The organism is Aeromicrobium sp. (assembly GCF_050700635.1).
GTDB lineage: Bacteria > Actinomycetota > Actinomycetes > Propionibacteriales > Nocardioidaceae > Aeromicrobium.
On the sequence record NZ_JBOHDT010000062.1, the window covers coordinates 13,317 to 29,561 of the forward strand.

The window sequence follows — 16,245 nt, forward strand, 5'->3', positions numbered from 1 at the left end:
AGTCCAGCGTGAGCGCGGCTCGGCAGGTCGTCGTCATGGGCGTTACGGCCACCGGCAAGAGCGAGGTCGGCACGCGCCTGGCCACTCGGCTCGACATGACCTACATCGAGGGCGACGAGTTCCACCCGGATGCCAACATCGAGAAGATGTCGGCCGGCGAGCCGCTCACCGACGACGACCGGCGACCATGGCTCGAGACGCTCGCCCAGATGCTGGCCGACAACCGGGGGGCCGGTGTCGCGACTGTCCTGGGCTGCTCGGCCCTGCGTCGCAGCTACCGCGACATCCTGCGCGGCCCGGCATCTGCCGGCACCGTGGAGTTCGTACACCTGACCGCGACGTTCGACGTGCTGCGCCACCGCATGGAGCAGCGCGAGCACTTCATGCCCACCTCGCTGCTCCAGTCGCAGTTCGACACCCTCGAGCCGCTCGAGACCGACGAGCGAGGCGTGGTGCTGGACGTCGACGCACCGCTCGAGGACGTCGTCGACGCCGCCGTGGCAGCGGTCGAGAGTCTGCGGGGCTAACGCTCCAGCTCGGCGGCCATGTGCTCGATGACGGTGGTGAGCGCCTTGTACGGACGGACCATCACGGTGAACTCGACCAGCCGGTCGTCGTCGTCCCACGCCAGCATGTCGACGCCGTGGATCTGGACGTCATCGACGACGGTTGTGAACTCCAGCACCGCCGAGTCCTCGGTGAACCACTCCCGGTGGTACGTCAGGCGCGGGCCGAGGACGACCACCGCGGCCTCGAGGTAGGCCGTTGTCAGCCGGCGTCCGGCCTGCGCCTTGTGCACCGCGGGCGAGCGGAACACGACGTGGTCGCTCAGCAACGACTGCAACGCCTGACGGTCGCGGGTCCGGACGAACTCGTGCCACGCCCGCACCGCGAGAGGCCGGGTCACCTACTGCTCGATCCGCAGCGCCTCGGTCGGGCAGCTCGCGACCGCGTCCTCGATGTCGACGAGGTCGTCGGGGTCGACGTCGTCTCGCAGCACCTTCGACAATCCGTTGCTCTGGACCTCGAAGTACTCTGGGGCGATGGCCTCGCAGAGACCGTGGCCTCCGCACTTGTCTTCGTCGACGACGACCTTCATGGTCTGGCTCCTCTGTTCATGGTCGCCTCAGAGAAAGCGACGGATGAGCGCTAGCGCTCGTTGAGTGTATGGCGGGTAGACGAATCGCGGGTCAGGCCTGGCGGTCTTGGACAGCACCGACTTGCGATGGCTGAACGTCCAGAACCCCCACTCTCCGTGATACGCGCCCATGCCGCTCTCACCCACGCCGCCGAACGGAAGCTGCGGGACGAGCACATGCATCGCGACGTGATTGAACACGACGCCACCGGCCGGGACCTCGTCGACAATCTTGCGACGGACCTGTTTCGAGCGCGTGAACGCGTACAAGGCGAGCGGCTTGGGACGAGCGTTGACGAACTCGATGGCGTCGCCGACGCCGTCGACCGTCAGCACCGGCAGCAGTGGCCCGAAGATCTCCTCGCACATCGCCGGTTCGTCCGGATCGGGATCGAGGATCACGGTCGGCTGGATCGAGCGGTCGGCGTCGGACGTCACGCCACCGGTGGCGATCGTCCCCTTCGACGCCTCGAGGTAGAGCGCGAGCCGGACGTACTGCCGGTCGTTGACGATCGGCAGGCCGGCATCGGGCGCCTCGGCCCGGAACTCCGCGAGGGTGCTGAGCAACTTCTCGATGAACCGGTCGCCGACACTGCGCTCGACGAGCACGTAGTCGGGGGCGATGCAAGTCTGTCCGGAGTTCATCAACTTGACCCACGCGATGCGGCGGGCGGCGACGGCGATGTCGGCATCGGCCGCGATGATCACCGGGCTCTTGCCGCCGAGCTCGAGCGTGACCGGCGTGAGCGTGGGGGCGGCGGCAGCCATGATCTTGCGGCCGATCTCGGTGCCCCCGGTGAAGAGCGCGTGGTCGAACCCCTGTGCCAGCAGTGCCTGTGACGTGTCGCCGTCGCCCTCGACGACCTTGATCGCGTCGGAGTCGACGTACTTCGGGATCAGGTCGGCCATCAGCGCCGACGTCGCAGGGGCCAGCTCGGAAGGCTTGATGACCGTGCAGTTGCCGGCCGCGATCGCCGCGACAAGCGGACTGAGGGCGAGGTAGACAGGGTAGTTCCACGGGCCGATGACGAGAACGACGCCCAACGGTTCGGGTTGCACCCAGCCGCGCGCCGGCTGTTGGTTGAGCGGCAGCGATCTGCGCTTCGGCCGCATCCACTTCTCGACATGCTTGCGGGCGTACTCGATCTCGCCGATGGTCGGGAGGATGTCACCGATCAGGGCGTCGGGCTCGCTGCGCCCGAGGTCCTGCGCCAGGGCGGCGGTGATGGCGTGCTCGCGCTCGCGCACCAGCTGCTCGAGTCCGTCGAGCTGAGCGGTGCGCCACTCGAGGGAGCGCGTGCGCCCGCTCGCGTGCAGGCTACGGAGGGTCGTAACGAGGTCGGACAGGTCGTCTTCGGTCTTCATCGAGTCGAGCATCGCACGCCCTACGATGGGCGGCGAGGAAGGGAGCGATGGCGTGCCCGAGGTCAGCGACAGGACGAAGGGTCGTTTCTTCGACGCCGGCATGGAGATCCTCGCCGAGGACGGCTACGGATCCCTCAAGCTCGCCCCCTTGTGCCGCCGCGTCGGCGTCACCACCGGCGCGTTCTACCACTCGTTCGACAGCTGGCACGACTTCACCCGGCAGCTCGTCGACGTCTGGCACACCGATCGCACCCTGCTCGCCGCCGAGCTCGCTCGCGCCGAGGTCGATCCCGAACAACGCGTGGAGATGCTGCTGCGGGTCGGTGTGAGCCTTCCTCACTCGGCCGAGGCGGCGATCCGCGTGTGGGCCGGTGTCGATGCCGACGTGGGTGCCGTGCAGAAGAGCGTCGACCGGGAGCGCCTCGCGGCGGTCACCGACGCCTTCCTCGCGCTGACCGGCGACCCGGAGGAGTCGGCCGACCTCGCCCGAGCCGCCTTCTACCTGCTGGTCGGGTTCGAGCAGTCCACCGGGGCGCACGACGTCGCGGCTCTCGAGCGGTACCTGCGCACCCTGCAGGAGCGCGCGCTCGCGTCCGCGTCGGCGAGAACCTCCTAGGGAGACGCGTCCTAGCTCAGCCGGACCAGTCGTGGTTGCGTCCGAAGGCGGCGAGCAGGTCGGCCTGCGGATCGCCGCCCGCGGCGGGGCGCGGCCCGATTGCACCGGCGCTGCGCCACATCTCCTCCTGGGAGGCGAACCACTCCGCCACCACGGCGACCAGCTCGTCGTCCATCCTCCGATCCATGCCGGTGGCGGCAGCAAGGTCCCAGCCATGGACGAGGTGATCGGCGGTGAGCTGCATGGCGTACTCGGCTATCGGCGTGTCGCCGATGGAGAGATGCACCATCACGCCCTCGGGAACGCGCTCGTCGAAGGACTCGACTGCTTCGGTCGCGGAGGCGGCCGCCGTCTCCCGCGGATCGTCGCCGAGGACGTCACCGTCGAAGGCCGTACCCACGTCTTCGATCGTCTTGCCGTCGGCCAACGGCTTGACCCAGAGCTCCTCGCCCACGACGTGATTGACCAGCGCGCGCACGTCCCACTCCGAGCACGGCGTCGGCTGGTCCCACTGGTCGGCGGAGACCTGCTGGACCTTCTGGGCAAAGTTCTCGACCGCCCTGCGGTGAAGTTTCGTGATGTCCATGACCCCACGGTCCTCGCTTTAGAGCCCGGTGTCGAGAGCCTCTCGGGCCCGATCCAGCCACCACGGGAGCGCTGCCTTCTCCCGCTCCCGGACGTCCTCCTCCGGATGGTCGACGATGTCGAGCGCCTTGTTCCAGCCGAGCCAGACCAGTCCAGCGAGCAGCGCGAGACGCGTGGCCTCCTCGTCGTACGCCTCACCGGCCTCCTCGCAGTACATCGCCAGGAACGCGTCCCAGTCGACGTCGAGCACATGGGCGCACCCGGCGAGGAAGCGTCCGATGTCGATGGCTCCTGGTGCGGCCGTCGCCATCCCCCAGTCGATGAGGGTCAGGTGGTCGTCCTCGAACGCCATGTTCACGGTGGCAAGGTCGCCGTGGATCATCGTCATCGGACGGGACGCGATCGCCCTGGTCAGGGGCGCGCTGTCTTGGGCGAGGGCAAGCACACGCTCGCCCACCTCATCGGTGATCAGGTCGGCCCAGATCTCCCATCCACGCAGCGCGTAGCCAATGAGCTCCTCCTCGGCGTACGGACGGATCCGGTCGGGCTCGAAGAGTCCGACCACCGCGTCCAGCGGCGCCAACCCGTCCGGCAGCTGCCCCAGGAACGTGCGATGCAGGGACGTCACCGAACGCAGCATCGTCCGGCACCGGTCGGGGGTCACCCGGGTCTTCCAGTCATACACTGCGTCGCCGAGGTCGCGCATCACCAGCACTCCGAGACCGTCGTCGCCGAACCAGCCGCCGATCACCGCGTGGCCGACATCGGCCGGCAGGCGGTCGAAGATCCCGCTCTCCCACATCTCGACCTCCCGTCCACGGGTGTCGCGGGAGATGCGCATCACCAGATCAGCCGCGGGATCGAACCGCTTCACCACGACGCTCCGACCGTCCGCGAGCACGGCGCGCTCGATCGTCGCGCCGGACTTGCCATCACTGTCGGCCAGCGCCTGCCGCTCGGCCTGTTCGACGAGGTTGCGAAGGTCCACGAGAGCCATCTTCTAAGATGGCCAAGCGCCTTGTTGGCGTTTGCCGCGTTAGCTCAGCTGGTAGAGCGTTCGCCTTGTAAGCGGAATGTCAGGAGTTCGAGTCTCCTACGCGGCTCGTGCCCGAACCGTTCGACCGTCTCCTCTCGGCGACCGCAGAATTGGGCGCACCGGTCGCGATCGTGGACGAGCCGGCGCTCTGGGCCAATGCCGACGACCTGGTCCGCCGGGCGGACGGGGTACCGATCCGGGTGGCGAGCAAGTCGGTACGCGTCCGCAGCGTCATCGAGCGCACGCTTGCGCGTGACGGCTTCTCGGGCGTCATGTCGTACTCGCTCGACGAGTCGGTGTGGCTGGCCGATCTCGGCGTCGACGACATCCTGCTCGCCTACCCGACGGCGTCGGCATCCGGTGTACGGGCGCTCGTCACTGACGAGAGGAGGCTGGCCGCCATCACACTCATGGTCGACTCGCCCGAGTCGCTCGACTTGCTAGACCACCTCGCCGGGCCGGACCATCCACGCATCGGCGTCTGCCTCGATGTCGACGCCTCGCTCAAGCTCGGACCCGTCCACCTCGGGGTCCGGCGGTCCCCTGTCCATTCCACCGACGAAGCCGCACAACTGGCCCGCGCCGTGGCCGAACGGCCGGGGTTCGAGCTGCGGGGCGTGATGTTCTACGACGCCCAGATCGCCGGAATGCCTGACTCGTCCCCCGCCGTCCGGCTCGTCAAGAAGCGCTCGGCCGCCGAGCTGCTCGACCGCCGGTCGAAAGTCGTCGCGGCTGTGCGTGAGCACGCCGACCTGCGGATCGTCAACGCCGGTGGCACCGGCAGCCTGGAGGTCACCGGCGCCGATCCGGTCATCACCGAGCTCACCGCCGGATCGGGACTGTTCAGCCCCGGACTGTTCGACGACTACGACGCCTTCGAGTCCAGCCCGGCGGCCTACTTCGCCCTCGACGTGGTGCGCCGGCCCACCGACGACGTCGCCACCTTGTTCTCCGGCGGGTACATCGCGTCCGGACCGGCGCAGAAGAGCCGGCTCCCCAAGCCGGCGTGGCCGGAGGGTCTCTCACTCCTCGGCACCGAGGGCGCCGGAGAGGTGCAGACGCCGGTCAAGGGACGCGCGGCTCGTGACCTGCGGCTCGGCGACCGTGTCCTGCTGCGGCACGCCAAGGCAGGCGAGCTGTGCGAGCGGTTCGACACCGTGACGATTGTCGCGGCCGACGGATCCGTCGAGATCGTGCCCACCTACCGGGGCGAGGGGAAGAACTTCGGATGACCGCGCGCGAGACCTGGACCAACTGGAGCCGCAGCGTCGAGGCACACCCCGAGCACGTCGAGCACCCGGCCTCGACTGCCGAGGTCGTCTCGCTCGTGCAGGTTGCGCGGTCGCAGGGCCTGCCGGTCAAGGCTTACGGGGCCGGCCACTCGTTCACACCCATCGCCGCCACCGACGGGTACCTGCTCCGGCTCGACCGGATGAACCACCTGCTCGCCCGAGACACGACGTCCCGACGCGTGCTGGTGCAGGCCGGGATGTCGCTGCGAGAGCTCAACCCGGAGCTGCTCGCGCTCGGGCTCGCACTCCCCAACCTCGGCGACGTCGATCCGCAGTCGGTCGCCGGAGCCATTTCCACCGGCACCCACGGCACCGGCGGAAAGCTGCACGGCATCGCGGCCGCCGTTGTGGGGGTCCAGCTCGTCACCGCCGAGGGCGACGTGGTCGAGATCGACGAGCAGCATCCCTGGTTCGACGCCGCGCGGGTGAGCCTCGGCGCGCTCGGCATCATCACCGAGGTTACCCTGCAGTGCGAACCCGCGTTCCTGCTGCACGCGCGCGAGGAGCCGATGGCGCTGCCCGAGGTCATCGAGCGTCTACCCGAGCTGATCGAGGAGAACGACCACTTCGAGTTCTACTGGTTCCCGCACACCGAGAAGGCGCTGGTCAAGCGCAACAACCGCGTCGCCGACGGCACACGTCGGGATCCGGTCAGCCGCTTCCGTCATCTTGTCGACGACGAGCTGCTCAGCAACGGCGTGTTCGGGCTGCTCAACGAGGTGGGCGCGCGGCGGCGCTCCCTGGTGCCGCGCATCAACGGCGTCACCGGTTCAGCACTGTCGGCCCGCGAGTTCACCGATCACTCCCACGAGGTCTTCGTCTCGCCTAGACGGGTGAGGTTTCGCGAGTCGGAGTTCGCGATGCCGCGGTCAGCACTGCCCGGCGTCATCGCCGGCCTGCAGGCGTGGTTCGACGCCGGGCACGAGACGGTCTCGTTCCCGATCGAGGTGCGGTTCACCGGCTCCGACGACATCTGGATGTCGACCGGGCACGAGCGCGACAACTGCTACGTCGCGGTGCACCACTTCTTCCGCAGCGACCCGACCGCCTACTTCGCCGCCGCCCAGGACATCTTCACGGCCCACGAGGGCCGCCCGCACTGGGGAAAGATGAACACTGTCGACGCTTCATACCTCCGTGATCGTTACGCGAGATTCGACGACTTCGTCGCCGTGCGTGACGAAGCCGACCTGAAGCGGGTCTTCACGAACCCCTACCTCGACCGGGTGCTCGGCTGATGATGGTGCCCACCGCTCCGGGGTCGGCACGACTGCCCTGGATCGCGATGGGGATGGCCCTGCTCCTGGTGATCGCGTCGATGCTGTACCCCGTGCTGACCGGCGAGGACGTACGCGTGCACGCTCCGCCGCTGCACGCCGACTGGGGTCCGTCCATCGACGCCGGCATCCTGATACCGCTCATCACCGGCGTCGTGCTGCTCGCCGGGTGGCGGCTGGTCGTGGAGCGGCTGTCGTGGGGCTGGTTCCTCGTCGCGTCCTACGTCGTCGCGTGGGCCTGGCCGTTCTCACTGGCGATCTCGCACGGCCGAGATGGTTTCGCGCGGCTGTACGAGCGGCCCGGCGAGTACCTCTACGACGCTGTTCGCGTGCAGGATGTCGGCCAGATGATGAACGAGTTCGTCGACCGGATCCCCTACGCCCACCCCGACAACTGGCATGTGCACGTCGCCGGACATCCGCCCGGGGCGCTGCTGACCTTCATCGGGTTCGACCGGCTCGGACTTGACGACCCTTACAAAGTCGGCGTGGTCGTGATGTCGATCGGCGCGACGGCGGTGCTGGGTGCCCTGGTCGCCGTCCGTGTGCTCGCCGGGGAGGTCTGGGCGCGCCGAGCGGCGCCGTGGCTCGCCCTCGCACCGGTCGCGATCTGGATGAGCCACGGTGACGCGATCTTCATGGCGGCGGGTGCCTGGGGGATCGCGCTCCTCGCCGTGGCCGGCACGCGCGCATCGCCGGTAGCGCGGGCCGCGTACGGCACCGGAGCGGGCCTGATGCTCGGCCTGTGCGTCTACCTGTCGTACGGGCTGGTGCTCCTCGGTCTCCTGGCCCTGGCCGTGTTGTGGCTGACGAGACGATGGTCGGTGCTGCCGTGGGCTCTCGGAGGCGCGCTCGTCGTCGCGGCAGCGTTCACGGTCGCCGGGTTCGCGTGGTGGGAGGCCTACCCGGTGCTGGTCGAGCGGTACAGCGCCGGCATCTCCCGCGAACGGCCGTATCACTACTGGGTGTGGGCCAACCTCGCGGCGTGGACGTTCAGCGTCGGTCTGGTGACGTGGGCGGGGCTGCCGGCCGCCCTCGCGGCTGTCCGTCGGCGAGAACCGGTGGCTGTGCTCGTGGTGACTGGCCTCGCCACGATCCTTCTCGCCACGCTGTCTGGGATGAGCAAGGCCGAGGTCGAGCGGATCTGGATGCCGTTCACGCTGTGGATCCTGCTCGCCGGAGCGCTGCTTCCGCAGCGATGGCGCGTCCCAGCACTGGCGTCCCAGCTGGTCATCGGACTCGCGATCGAGATTCTCTACGTCATTCCGGTGGACGCGCTCGCCAAGAGCCCGATGTGATCAGGCGCGCGACTGGGCGATCGCGTAGAGCGCAACGCCGGCCGCGACGCCGGCGTTGAGCGACTCCAGGCCGGACGCCATGGGGATGCTCACCAGCTGGTCGCACGTCTCGGCCACGAGTCGGGAGATGCCCTTGCCCTCGCTGCCGATGACCACCACGAGCGGTCCGTCGCCGAGCTCGAGGTCGGGCAAGGCGACGTCGCCGTCGGCGGCCAGGCCGATGACCATCAGACCCGCCTCCTGGAAGGCCTTGAGCTGGCGGGTGAGGTTGGTGACGCGCGACACCGGTACCCGTGCCGCCGCTCCGGCCGACGTCTTCCACGCCGCGGCCGTCATCTGGGCCGAGCGACGCTCGGCGATGACCACGCCGTGGGCGCCGAACCCGGACGCCGACCGCACCACCGCGCCGAGGTTGCGCGGGTCGGTGACGCCGTCGAGCAGCACGACGAGCGGCGGCTCGCCCCGCTCCTCGGCCAGGGCGAGCAGGTCGTCGGGATGGGCGTAGTCGTAGGCGTTGAGCTTCGCCGCGATGCCCTGGTGTGCCGCGCCGCCGGTGAGCTTGTCGAGCTCGACCCGCCCGATCTCCATCAGCGACACGTGCTGGTCCGCGGCGAGCCGGAATATCTCGCGGATGCGGTCGTCTCGGTCGATGCCATCGGCCACGTAGAGCCCTGCGGCGGGGACGCCGGCCCGCATGAGCTCGACGACCGAGTTGCGCCCGGCCACCCACTCCGGGCCGCCGTCCTTGCCTTTGCCCTTGCGCTGGGGCCTGGCCGCCTCACGACGCTCGGCGGTCTTCGCCGTCTGGTGCGCCTTGTGGTACGGACGGTCCTCGGCCCGAGGCGTTGGGCCCTTCCCCTCCAAGCCCTTGCGCCGCCTACCGCCGGAACCCGCGGTGGGGTTGCCCTTGCCGGACTTCTTGACCGCGCCGCGCCGCTTGCTGCTGCCCGCCATCACGTTCCCCTGACTGACCAGCGCGCGCCGTTCGCAGTGTCCTCGACTTCTATGCCGGCGGCCGTGAGCTGGTCGCGCACTCGGTCGGCCGTGGTGAAGTCCTTGGCTGCGCGCGCCTCCTGGCGCTGGGCGACGAGCGCCTCGACGAGCGTGTTCAGGGCCGCATCGGTGCTGGTGCCCGCCGTGCCCGCCCAAGGTTCGGCGAGCGGGTCGAGCCCGAGCACGACGAGCATCGCCCGCACGGAGGAGAGGTTGCCGCGCAACGCCTCGGAGTCACCGTCCCCGATGAGCTTGTTGCCCTCGACGATGACGCCCTGCAACGCCGCCAGCGCCGCCGGCGCGGAGAGGTCGTCGTCCATCGCCTCGATGAACTCAGCGCACGGGAGGCCGGTGGACACGTCAACACCTCCGGTGATCTCGGTCGCGCGCTGCACGAAACCCTCGATGCGCTCGAACGCGGTGGCCGCCTCGACCAGCGCTTCCTCGCTGTACTCGACGACTGAGCGGTAGTGGGCGGCAACCAGGTAGTAGCGCAGCGCGATCGGCCGCACCCGCTTGACGACCTCGCTCACCAGCAGCGTGTTGCCGACCGACTTGGCCATCTTCGAGCCGCCGAGGTTGAGCATCGCGTTGTGCATCCACACCCGCGCGAACTGCTGTCCGGCGGCTCGCGACTGGGCCTGCTCGTTCTCGTGATGGGGGAAGCGCAGGTCGAGCCCGCCGCCGTGGATGTCGAACTCTTCGCCGAGGTACTTGCCGGCCATCGCCGAGCACTCCAGGTGCCACCCCGGTCGGCCGCGACCCCACGGCGTCGGCCAGGACGCTGTCTCGGGCTCGCCGGGCTTGTGCCCCTTCCAGAGCGCGAAGTCGCGGACGTCGCGCTTGCCCTCCGGCGGCGCGTCCTCGGCGGCCTGCATGTCGTCGATCCGCTGGTTCGACAGCTCGCCGTATGACGGCCACGAACGAACGTCGAAGTAGACGTCGCCCGAGCCGTCCTCGGCCACGTATGCGTGGCCTCGCTCGACGAGGGTGCCGATCATCTCGACCATCTCGGGCACGTGCCCGGTGGCGCGCGGCTCATAGGTGGGCGGGATGCAGCCGAGCACGTCGTACGCGGCGTGCAGCTCGCGTTCGTTCTCGTACGCGATGGCGTACCAGGGCCGGCCGAGCTCCTCGCCCTTGGCGAGCATCTTGTCGTCGATGTCGGTGACGTTGGCGACGATCGTGACCTCGTAGCCGGCCCGCTCCAGCCAGCGCCGCAGGACGTCGAACACGACCTCCTTGCGGATGTGCCCGATGTGTGGAGGCCCCTGCACGGTCAGCCCGCAGTGGTAGATGCCGACGCGGCCCGGCACGACCGGGTCGAGGTCGCGCAGCTCACGCGAGGCGGTGTCGTACAGGCGGATCGTCACGCGCCAACCCTAGTCGGCGTCAGGCTATTGAAATGTCGACCCCGTGGTAGCCGGTGGCGCCGTCAGGGAGCACGTCGGCCCGCTCAGAGGTCTGGGCGTAGCCGGACTTGTCCGTGGCCCGAACCTCGAGGCGGTGGTCCCCGGGCCGGGCGTCCCATTCCCAGCGCCACTGCACCCAGGTGTCGTCCGACGGCACGGCGCCCAGCTCGGCCTCCTGCCAGGCGCCGTCATCGACGCGCACCTCCACCTTGGCGATGCCGGTGTGCTGCGCCCACGCGACACCGGCCACCGGGACGGCTCCGGCCGTGGCGCGTCCGCGCGGCACGTCGATCCGTGAATGGGTCTTCACCGGTCCGCGCGCCGCCCACCCGCGTTGCGTCCAGTACGCCTCGGCCTCGTCGAAGCGGGTCACCCGCCAGTCCGTGACCCACTTCGTGGCCGACACGTAGCCGTACAGTCCCGGGACGACCTGACGGACCGGAAACCCGTGTTCCACCGGCAGGGGCACGCCATCCATTGCGACGGCGAGCATCGCGTCGCGGCCGTCGGTCAGCGAGGACAGTGGGGTGCCGCACGTCCAGCCGTCCTCCGAGGTCGAGAGCAGCATGTCCGCGCCGGGACGGATGCCCGCCTCGTCGAGCAGATCCCTCATCGGCACGCCGCTGAACACCGTGTTGGAGATCAGGTCGCCGCCGACCGGGTTCGAGACACAGCACAGCGTCACCCAGGCGTCGTTCAGACCCCGGTCGACGAGGTCTTGGTAGGTGATCGTGACCTCCCGCTCGACCATGCCGTGGATGCGCAGGCGCCAGCCGGCAGGGTCGATGAGCGGCGGCGAGAGGGCCGTGTCGATGCGATAGAAGGCGCGGTTCGACGTGCGCCACGGCGCCTGGCCGTCGACGCCGAGGTCGGCGCCGGCCGGCGTGGGACGACGACGGGTCGGCAGCCGGAGCGCGGCACGCAGCCCATCCAGATCGCGCCGACGACGGCGCCGCGACGCCAGCAGCTCGCCCGCCGTGCCGGCCACGGCGGTGGCCACGACGACGGCACCCACGGTCGTGAGCATCCGCCGTCGGGTGACGGCCGGACCCTTCTCGGTGTCGTCGTGGCTCGATTCTGGGAGGACGAGCGCGAGCACGCCAACGAGCACCGCCCCGCCGACGAGACAAGCCACGACTCCGCCGACCGAGCCGTACGGCCGCGACAGCACGGCAGCCGTGGCCAATCCGACGAGCACGACCACGCCGGCGACGGCCCACGTGGGATGCGGGCGCCACCAGGTGCCGACGATCGCGCCGAGCAGGACCATCACCACGACGACCGACACGATCGTGAGCGGCTTGTCGGCCGTACCGACGGCGCCGATGATCGGCTCGGCAATCCCGCCGGGCGTGAGCCTGATCGCCGTCTGGGCGATGGCCAGCACCGGGCTCTCACGCAGGCCCAGCACGGCGGCGGTCAGCTGACTCGCCGCCAGAGCAGCAGCGGCGGCGAGGGCGCCGGCCAGACGAGGGGACGTCACGACTCCATCATCGTCGCGCGACGACGTCGAGACGAGGCGATGCGGCATGATCGACCTGTGACACCTGCTCCTCGCATCGGCCTCGGCACCGACGTGCACCGTCTCGTGGCCGGGCGTCCGATGTGGCTCGCCGGCGTGGAGTGGCCGGAGGAGGACCAGGGACTCGAGGGGCATTCGGACGGCGACAGCGTAGCTCACGCGATGGTCGACGCCCTGTTGAGTGCGGCCGGCCTGGGAGACATCGGCAGCCGGTTCGGCACGTCCGATCCGGCGTGGGCGAGCGCGTCAGGGATCGCCTTCCTCACCGAGACGGCCCGTCTGGTGCGCGAGGCTGGCTACGAGATCGGCAACGTCGCGGTGCAGGCCATCGGTGAGCGTCCGCGTCTCGCGTCGCGTCGCGGCGAGGCCCAGACCGTGCTCGCCGACGCCGTCGGCGCCCCGGTGAGCCTGTCCGCCACCACCACAGACGGCCTCGGCCTCACCGGCCGTGGCGAAGGCGTCGCCGCCATCGCCACTGCACTGATCTTCCCTGCCTGAGACGGACGAAGCCCCCGACGGCGCACGTCGGGGGCTCCGGAGTCGGGAGTCAGGAAGCGAGGACCTCGTCGAGACGGATCTCGGCCTTGTCCTCATTGGTCTTCTCAGCGAGCGCGAGCTCGGAAACCAGGATCTGACGTGCCTTGGCCAGCATGCGCTTCTCGCCGGCCGACAGTCCGCGCTCGTGGTCGCGGCGCCACAGATCACGAACGACCTCGGCGACCTTGAGGACGTCGCCGGAGTGCAGCTTCTCGAGATTGGCCTTGTAGCGGCGGGACCAGTTGGTCGGCTCCTCGACGTGCTCGGCCCTCAGCACGTCGAAAACGCGCTCGAGACCGGCTTCATCGACGACATCGCGGACACCCACCAGATCGACGTTGCACGCCGGCACCCGGACCACCAGGTCGGTCTGGGAAATGATGCGGAGAACGAGGTAGTCGCGGTCCTCACCTTTGATCGTTCTGGTCTCGATGTCTTCAATGACTGCTGCGCCGTGATTTGGATAAACAACGGTTTCGCCGACCGTGAAAGTCATAAAGGGAGCACCTTTCCTAGGTGACAAGGATAACATGCACGGTCGGCACCAAATCCGCCGGATCACGGCCGCCGATGGTGTAGAAGCAGGTCAGAACACCCGCCATCCGGCGGTCCCGATACGATCTCCCCAGCACTCGACGGAAGCAGGTACACCCGGTGATTTCGGCACGCTCTCCCTGGCTGCGCCCACATCTGGTCAACACTTTGGCCGCGACACTCGCAGCGACTGCACTGGCCCTGGCCGGCTGTACCGCCACCGGCGTCGGCGCCCAGACCAACCAGCAGTACCAGCCCGGCGTCGGCGCCAACCTGCGAACCGGCCAGGTACAGCTCTACAACGCCCTTGCCGTCGACAACGGCGACGGCACGGCCACCTTGTCGACCGTCGTGCTCAACACGACCGAGGAAACGCAGAAGCTCGACTCTGTCACCGCAACGGGAGCGGACGGCACCGAGGTCGGCGTCGAGTCCGCCCCGGCCATCATCGGTCCGGGCGACACCTTCAACACCGGACCGGCAGCCACTGTCGTGTTCACCGGAGATTCTCTCGAGGCCGGCGACTTCGTCAACGTGACCCTGACGTTCGACAACGCCGGAGAGGTCTTCATCGAGGCTCCCGTCGTCGCTCGCACGACGATGTACGCGGACGTGGCGCGGACGCCCGGCGGTTCCAGCTGAGCGGAGCGCCGCCCCCTGATCTGGTAAAGCGCGTCAGCTGAGCTCGCCGGTCACCAGGTATACGACACGACGGGCCATCGAGACGGCGTGGTCGCCGATCCGCTCGTAGTAGCGGCCCAGCAGCGCCAGGTCGATCGCCGGCTCAACGCCGTGCTCCCACGAGTCGCTGAGCAGGGTGCGGAACAGGTCCTTGCGGAGCCGGTCCATCTCGTCGTCCTCGTCCTCGAGGCGCGCAGCCGCCACGACGTCGCGGTTCGCGACGATGCGCGCCGCCGCGTCGATCATCGAGTCGGCCACCTTGGCCATCGCGCGGATCGTCGGGTGCAGCTGCGGCGGGACGGCCTGGTCGGGCATGCGCATCCGCCCCACCTTCGCCACGTGCACCGAGAGGTCGCCCATGCGCTGGAGGTCGGTGACCATCCGCAACGTCGCGACGAGCTGCCGGAGGTCGGTCGCCACCGGCTGCTGGGTGGCGAGCAGGAGCAGAGCACGCTCCTCGATGGCCTCGGTCTCCTCGTCGATCACGGCGTCGCCGGCGATGACGAGCTCGGCCAGACGGGCGTCGGCGTCCAGCAGGGCCGTGGTCGACGACGCGACCGCCTTGCGCACGGTTCCGGTGAGGTTGACGAGCTCCTCGACGATCGTGTCGAGCTGTTCGTAGTACTGGTCACGCATGCCGTCAGCGTAAAGAGGCACGGTGAACGTGCGGCGACTCCCGGTGAACGCGGCGTGAACGGAGCCCGAAAGGCGCACGTCAACCCGCTTCCGGGTAGCGACGCGACCGACGCAGAGCCCTACGATCGATGTCGTGGACACCAGCGCGGGACTGCTGATCGCCGGGGTGATCGGAGCCACCATCGGCGCCTTGGTGACGTGGTTGTGGCGCTACAGCGAACGCCGTGAGGGCGAGGTCCCCGAGGTGGCGTCGACCGTGCCGCCCGGAGCGGAAGCCGTGTTGTCGGTGCTGTCGTCCTCGGCCGTGATCGTCGACGTCGACGACACCGTCCTGCAGGCGTCGGCACCCGCCGTCGCGATGGGGCTGGTGCGCGACGAGCGGTTGCCCGGAGAGCTCATGGACCTCGTGCAGCAGGTGCGTCGCGATGGGGAGATCCGCGAGGCCGAGGTCCGGCTCGAGCACCGGCGGGGCAACGCCACCACCCATGTGCATGCCCGCGTCGCGCCGCTGACCTCACGGCTCGTCGTGGTCCTGGCCGACGACCGCACCCAGGCCGAGCGGGTCGAGGCGATCCGGCGCGACTTCGTGGCCAACGTCAGCCACGAGCTCAAGACACCCATCGGGGCCCTGAACCTGCTCGCCGAGGCCGTGGAGGAGGCGAGGGACGACCCGGACGCGGTCACGAGGTTCGCCGGCCGCATGCAGTCCGAGAGCCTTCGGCTGACGCGCCTCGTTCAGCAGATCATCGACCTCTCACGGCTGCAGAACGACGCCATCAGCGAGGAGGCTGCGGTCGTCAAGGTCGAGGAGCTGGTGGCCGAGGCCACCGAGCACTCGGCCACCGAGGCCGAGCGCAAGGGCATCGAGATCGCCACGTCCATCGCGCCCGACCTCCTCGTGCACGGCGACCGCGGTCAGCTGTACGCCGCGGTGAGCAACCTGGTCGAGAACGCGGTCACGTACAGCCCCGCGGAGTCGCGAGTCGCGGTGATGGCCGAGCGGTCCGAGGACGACGTGCGCATCACCGTGGCCGACCACGGCATCGGCATCCCCGGTGACGAGATCGACCGCATCTTCGAGCGCTTCTACCGCGTCGACCCGGCGCGAGCCAGGAACACCGGCGGCACCGGACTCGGGCTCTCGATCGTCAAGCACGTCGCCGCGAGCAACGGGGGAAGCGTGGAGGTTTGGAGCGAGCCCGGCTCGGGCTCGACGTTCACCCTGGTGCTGCCATCCTGGTCGCACGAACTCGATGATGGAGAGCTGCCATGACGAAGGTGCTGGTCGTCGAGGACGAGACGAGTTACAGCGAGGCGTTGTCC

18 protein-coding genes and 1 tRNA gene are annotated in these 16,245 nt (G+C 69.3%); 9 read left to right on the forward strand and 10 right to left on the reverse strand.

Features of this window, described 5'->3' with window-relative positions; translation table 11 throughout:
* Positions 1–8: 8 nt before the first annotated feature.
* Entirely contained in the window at positions 9–527 is a 519-nt protein-coding gene (locus ACRDPN_RS04575; protein ID WP_431446170.1) for a gluconokinase, read from the forward strand.
* On the opposite strand, the gene ACRDPN_RS04580 is transcribed toward ACRDPN_RS04575, so the two are convergent.
* From ACRDPN_RS04580 to ACRDPN_RS04590, 3 genes are read right to left on the reverse strand one after another with little or no spacing between them, the layout of a single operon-like run.
* Positions 524–907 carry a nuclear transport factor 2 family protein gene (locus ACRDPN_RS04580; RefSeq protein WP_431446171.1) on the reverse strand — a complete coding sequence of 128 codons (384 nt, stop codon included), beginning with the start codon at positions 905–907 and terminating at the stop codon, positions 524–526. The two genes, ACRDPN_RS04575 and ACRDPN_RS04580, sit on opposite strands and share 4 nt — an antisense overlap.
* Positions 908–1,099, reverse strand: coding sequence for a ferredoxin (locus tag ACRDPN_RS04585; protein ID WP_431446173.1), 192 nt, complete (start codon positions 1,097–1,099; stop codon positions 908–910). It abuts the gene before it with no gap.
* 27 nt (positions 1,100–1,126) lie between these two features.
* On the reverse strand, positions 1,127–2,503 hold the full coding sequence (locus tag ACRDPN_RS04590; protein ID WP_431446175.1) for an aldehyde dehydrogenase family protein: 1,377 nt from the start codon (positions 2,501–2,503) through the stop codon (positions 1,127–1,129).
* Positions 2,504–2,555: 52 nt separating this feature from the next.
* Between ACRDPN_RS04590 and ACRDPN_RS04595 the strand changes: the two genes are divergently transcribed.
* Positions 2,556–3,119, forward strand: coding sequence for a TetR/AcrR family transcriptional regulator (locus tag ACRDPN_RS04595; protein ID WP_431446177.1), 564 nt, complete (start codon positions 2,556–2,558; stop codon positions 3,117–3,119).
* Between the two features lie 16 nt (positions 3,120–3,135).
* Here ACRDPN_RS04595 and ACRDPN_RS04600 read toward each other — a convergent pair whose 3' ends face one another.
* Complete coding sequence (locus tag ACRDPN_RS04600; RefSeq protein WP_431446179.1) at positions 3,136–3,705, reverse strand: TIGR03086 family metal-binding protein; 570 nt, start codon at positions 3,703–3,705, stop codon at positions 3,136–3,138.
* 18 nt (positions 3,706–3,723) lie between these two features.
* Positions 3,724–4,692: a phosphotransferase family protein gene (locus ACRDPN_RS04605; protein WP_431446181.1), complete on the reverse strand. Its 969-nt coding sequence runs from the start codon at positions 4,690–4,692 to the stop codon at positions 3,724–3,726.
* A 42-nt stretch (positions 4,693–4,734) separates the two neighbouring features.
* On the opposite strand from ACRDPN_RS04605, the gene ACRDPN_RS04610 reads away from it, so the two are divergent.
* The 4 genes from ACRDPN_RS04610 (at position 4,735) to ACRDPN_RS04625 (ending at position 8,607) form a co-directional block, all read left to right on the forward strand.
* Positions 4,735–4,807 (forward strand) — tRNA-Thr (locus ACRDPN_RS04610).
* A gap of 1 nt (position 4,808) precedes the next feature.
* Positions 4,809–5,972: an amino acid deaminase/aldolase gene (locus ACRDPN_RS04615; RefSeq protein ID WP_431446182.1), complete on the forward strand. Its 1,164-nt coding sequence runs from the start codon at positions 4,809–4,811 to the stop codon at positions 5,970–5,972.
* Positions 5,969–7,270 carry a D-arabinono-1,4-lactone oxidase gene (locus ACRDPN_RS04620; RefSeq protein WP_431446183.1) on the forward strand — a complete coding sequence of 434 codons (1,302 nt, stop codon included), beginning with the start codon at positions 5,969–5,971 and terminating at the stop codon, positions 7,268–7,270. The genes ACRDPN_RS04615 and ACRDPN_RS04620 overlap by 4 nt, the downstream gene beginning before the upstream one ends.
* The gene (locus tag ACRDPN_RS04625; RefSeq protein ID WP_431446184.1) at positions 7,270–8,607 is read left to right on the forward strand and encodes a hypothetical protein; all 1,338 of its coding nucleotides are present in this window, start codon (positions 7,270–7,272) and stop codon (positions 8,605–8,607) included. Before ACRDPN_RS04620 ends, ACRDPN_RS04625 begins: the two co-directional genes overlap by 1 nt.
* Here ACRDPN_RS04625 and rlmB read toward each other — a convergent pair whose 3' ends face one another.
* The 3 genes from rlmB to ACRDPN_RS04640 are packed head-to-tail and all read right to left on the reverse strand — an operon-like array spanning position 8,608 to position 12,495.
* On the reverse strand, positions 8,608–9,561 hold the full coding sequence (gene rlmB / locus ACRDPN_RS04630) for a 23S rRNA (guanosine(2251)-2'-O)-methyltransferase RlmB (RefSeq protein WP_431446185.1): 954 nt from the start codon (positions 9,559–9,561) through the stop codon (positions 8,608–8,610).
* A complete protein-coding gene (cysS, locus tag ACRDPN_RS04635) occupies positions 9,561–10,973 on the reverse strand; it encodes a cysteine--tRNA ligase (RefSeq protein ID WP_431446186.1) in 1,413 nt (470 codons plus the stop codon). Before cysS ends, rlmB begins: the two co-directional genes overlap by 1 nt.
* Positions 10,974–10,992: 19 nt before the next feature.
* The gene (locus ACRDPN_RS04640; RefSeq protein ID WP_431446188.1) at positions 10,993–12,495 is read right to left on the reverse strand and encodes a molybdopterin-dependent oxidoreductase; all 1,503 of its coding nucleotides are present in this window, start codon (positions 12,493–12,495) and stop codon (positions 10,993–10,995) included.
* Between the two features lie 57 nt (positions 12,496–12,552).
* Between ACRDPN_RS04640 and ispF the strand changes: the two genes are divergently transcribed.
* A complete protein-coding gene (gene ispF / locus ACRDPN_RS04645) occupies positions 12,553–13,032 on the forward strand; it encodes a 2-C-methyl-D-erythritol 2,4-cyclodiphosphate synthase (protein ID WP_431446189.1) in 480 nt (159 codons plus the stop codon).
* 49 nt (positions 13,033–13,081) lie between these two features.
* Here ispF and ACRDPN_RS04650 read toward each other — a convergent pair whose 3' ends face one another.
* A complete protein-coding gene (locus ACRDPN_RS04650; protein ID WP_431446191.1) occupies positions 13,082–13,567 on the reverse strand; it encodes a CarD family transcriptional regulator in 486 nt (161 codons plus the stop codon).
* 206 nt (positions 13,568–13,773) lie between these two features.
* On the opposite strand from ACRDPN_RS04650, the gene ACRDPN_RS04655 reads away from it, so the two are divergent.
* A complete protein-coding gene (locus tag ACRDPN_RS04655) occupies positions 13,774–14,247 on the forward strand; it encodes a hypothetical protein (RefSeq protein WP_431446192.1) in 474 nt (157 codons plus the stop codon).
* Positions 14,248–14,280: 33 nt separating this feature from the next.
* Here the strand turns inward: ACRDPN_RS04655 and phoU are convergent, their stop codons facing one another.
* Positions 14,281–14,922: a phosphate signaling complex protein PhoU gene (gene phoU / locus ACRDPN_RS04660; RefSeq protein ID WP_431446193.1), complete on the reverse strand. Its 642-nt coding sequence runs from the start codon at positions 14,920–14,922 to the stop codon at positions 14,281–14,283.
* 133 nt (positions 14,923–15,055) lie between these two features.
* Between phoU and ACRDPN_RS04665 the strand changes: the two genes are divergently transcribed.
* Complete coding sequence (locus ACRDPN_RS04665) at positions 15,056–16,195, forward strand: sensor histidine kinase (protein WP_431446194.1); 1,140 nt, start codon at positions 15,056–15,058, stop codon at positions 16,193–16,195.
* Positions 16,196–16,245: the final 50 nt, after the last annotated feature.

Excerpts from the sequence above, each read along its gene's own strand:
- ACRDPN_RS04600 (WP_431446179.1), bottom strand. The coding sequence starts at position 3,705 with ATGGACATCACGAAACTTCACCGCAGGGCGGTCGAGAACTTTGCCCAG.
- ACRDPN_RS04625 (WP_431446184.1), top strand. The coding sequence starts at position 7,270 with ATGATGGTGCCCACCGCTCCGGGGTCGGCACGACTGCCCTGGATCGCG.
- ACRDPN_RS04620 (WP_431446183.1), top strand. The coding sequence starts at position 5,969 with ATGACCGCGCGCGAGACCTGGACCAACTGGAGCCGCAGCGTCGAGGCA.
- ACRDPN_RS04590 (WP_431446175.1), bottom strand. The coding sequence starts at position 2,503 with ATGAAGACCGAAGACGACCTGTCCGACCTCGTTACGACCCTCCGTAGC.
- rlmB (WP_431446185.1), bottom strand. The coding sequence starts at position 9,561 with ATGGCGGGCAGCAGCAAGCGGCGCGGCGCGGTCAAGAAGTCCGGCAAG.
- phoU (WP_431446193.1), bottom strand. The coding sequence starts at position 14,922 with ATGCGTGACCAGTACTACGAACAGCTCGACACGATCGTCGAGGAGCTC.
- ACRDPN_RS04650 (WP_431446191.1), bottom strand. The coding sequence starts at position 13,567 with ATGACTTTCACGGTCGGCGAAACCGTTGTTTATCCAAATCACGGCGCA.
- ACRDPN_RS04585 (WP_431446173.1), bottom strand. The coding sequence starts at position 1,099 with ATGAAGGTCGTCGTCGACGAAGACAAGTGCGGAGGCCACGGTCTCTGC.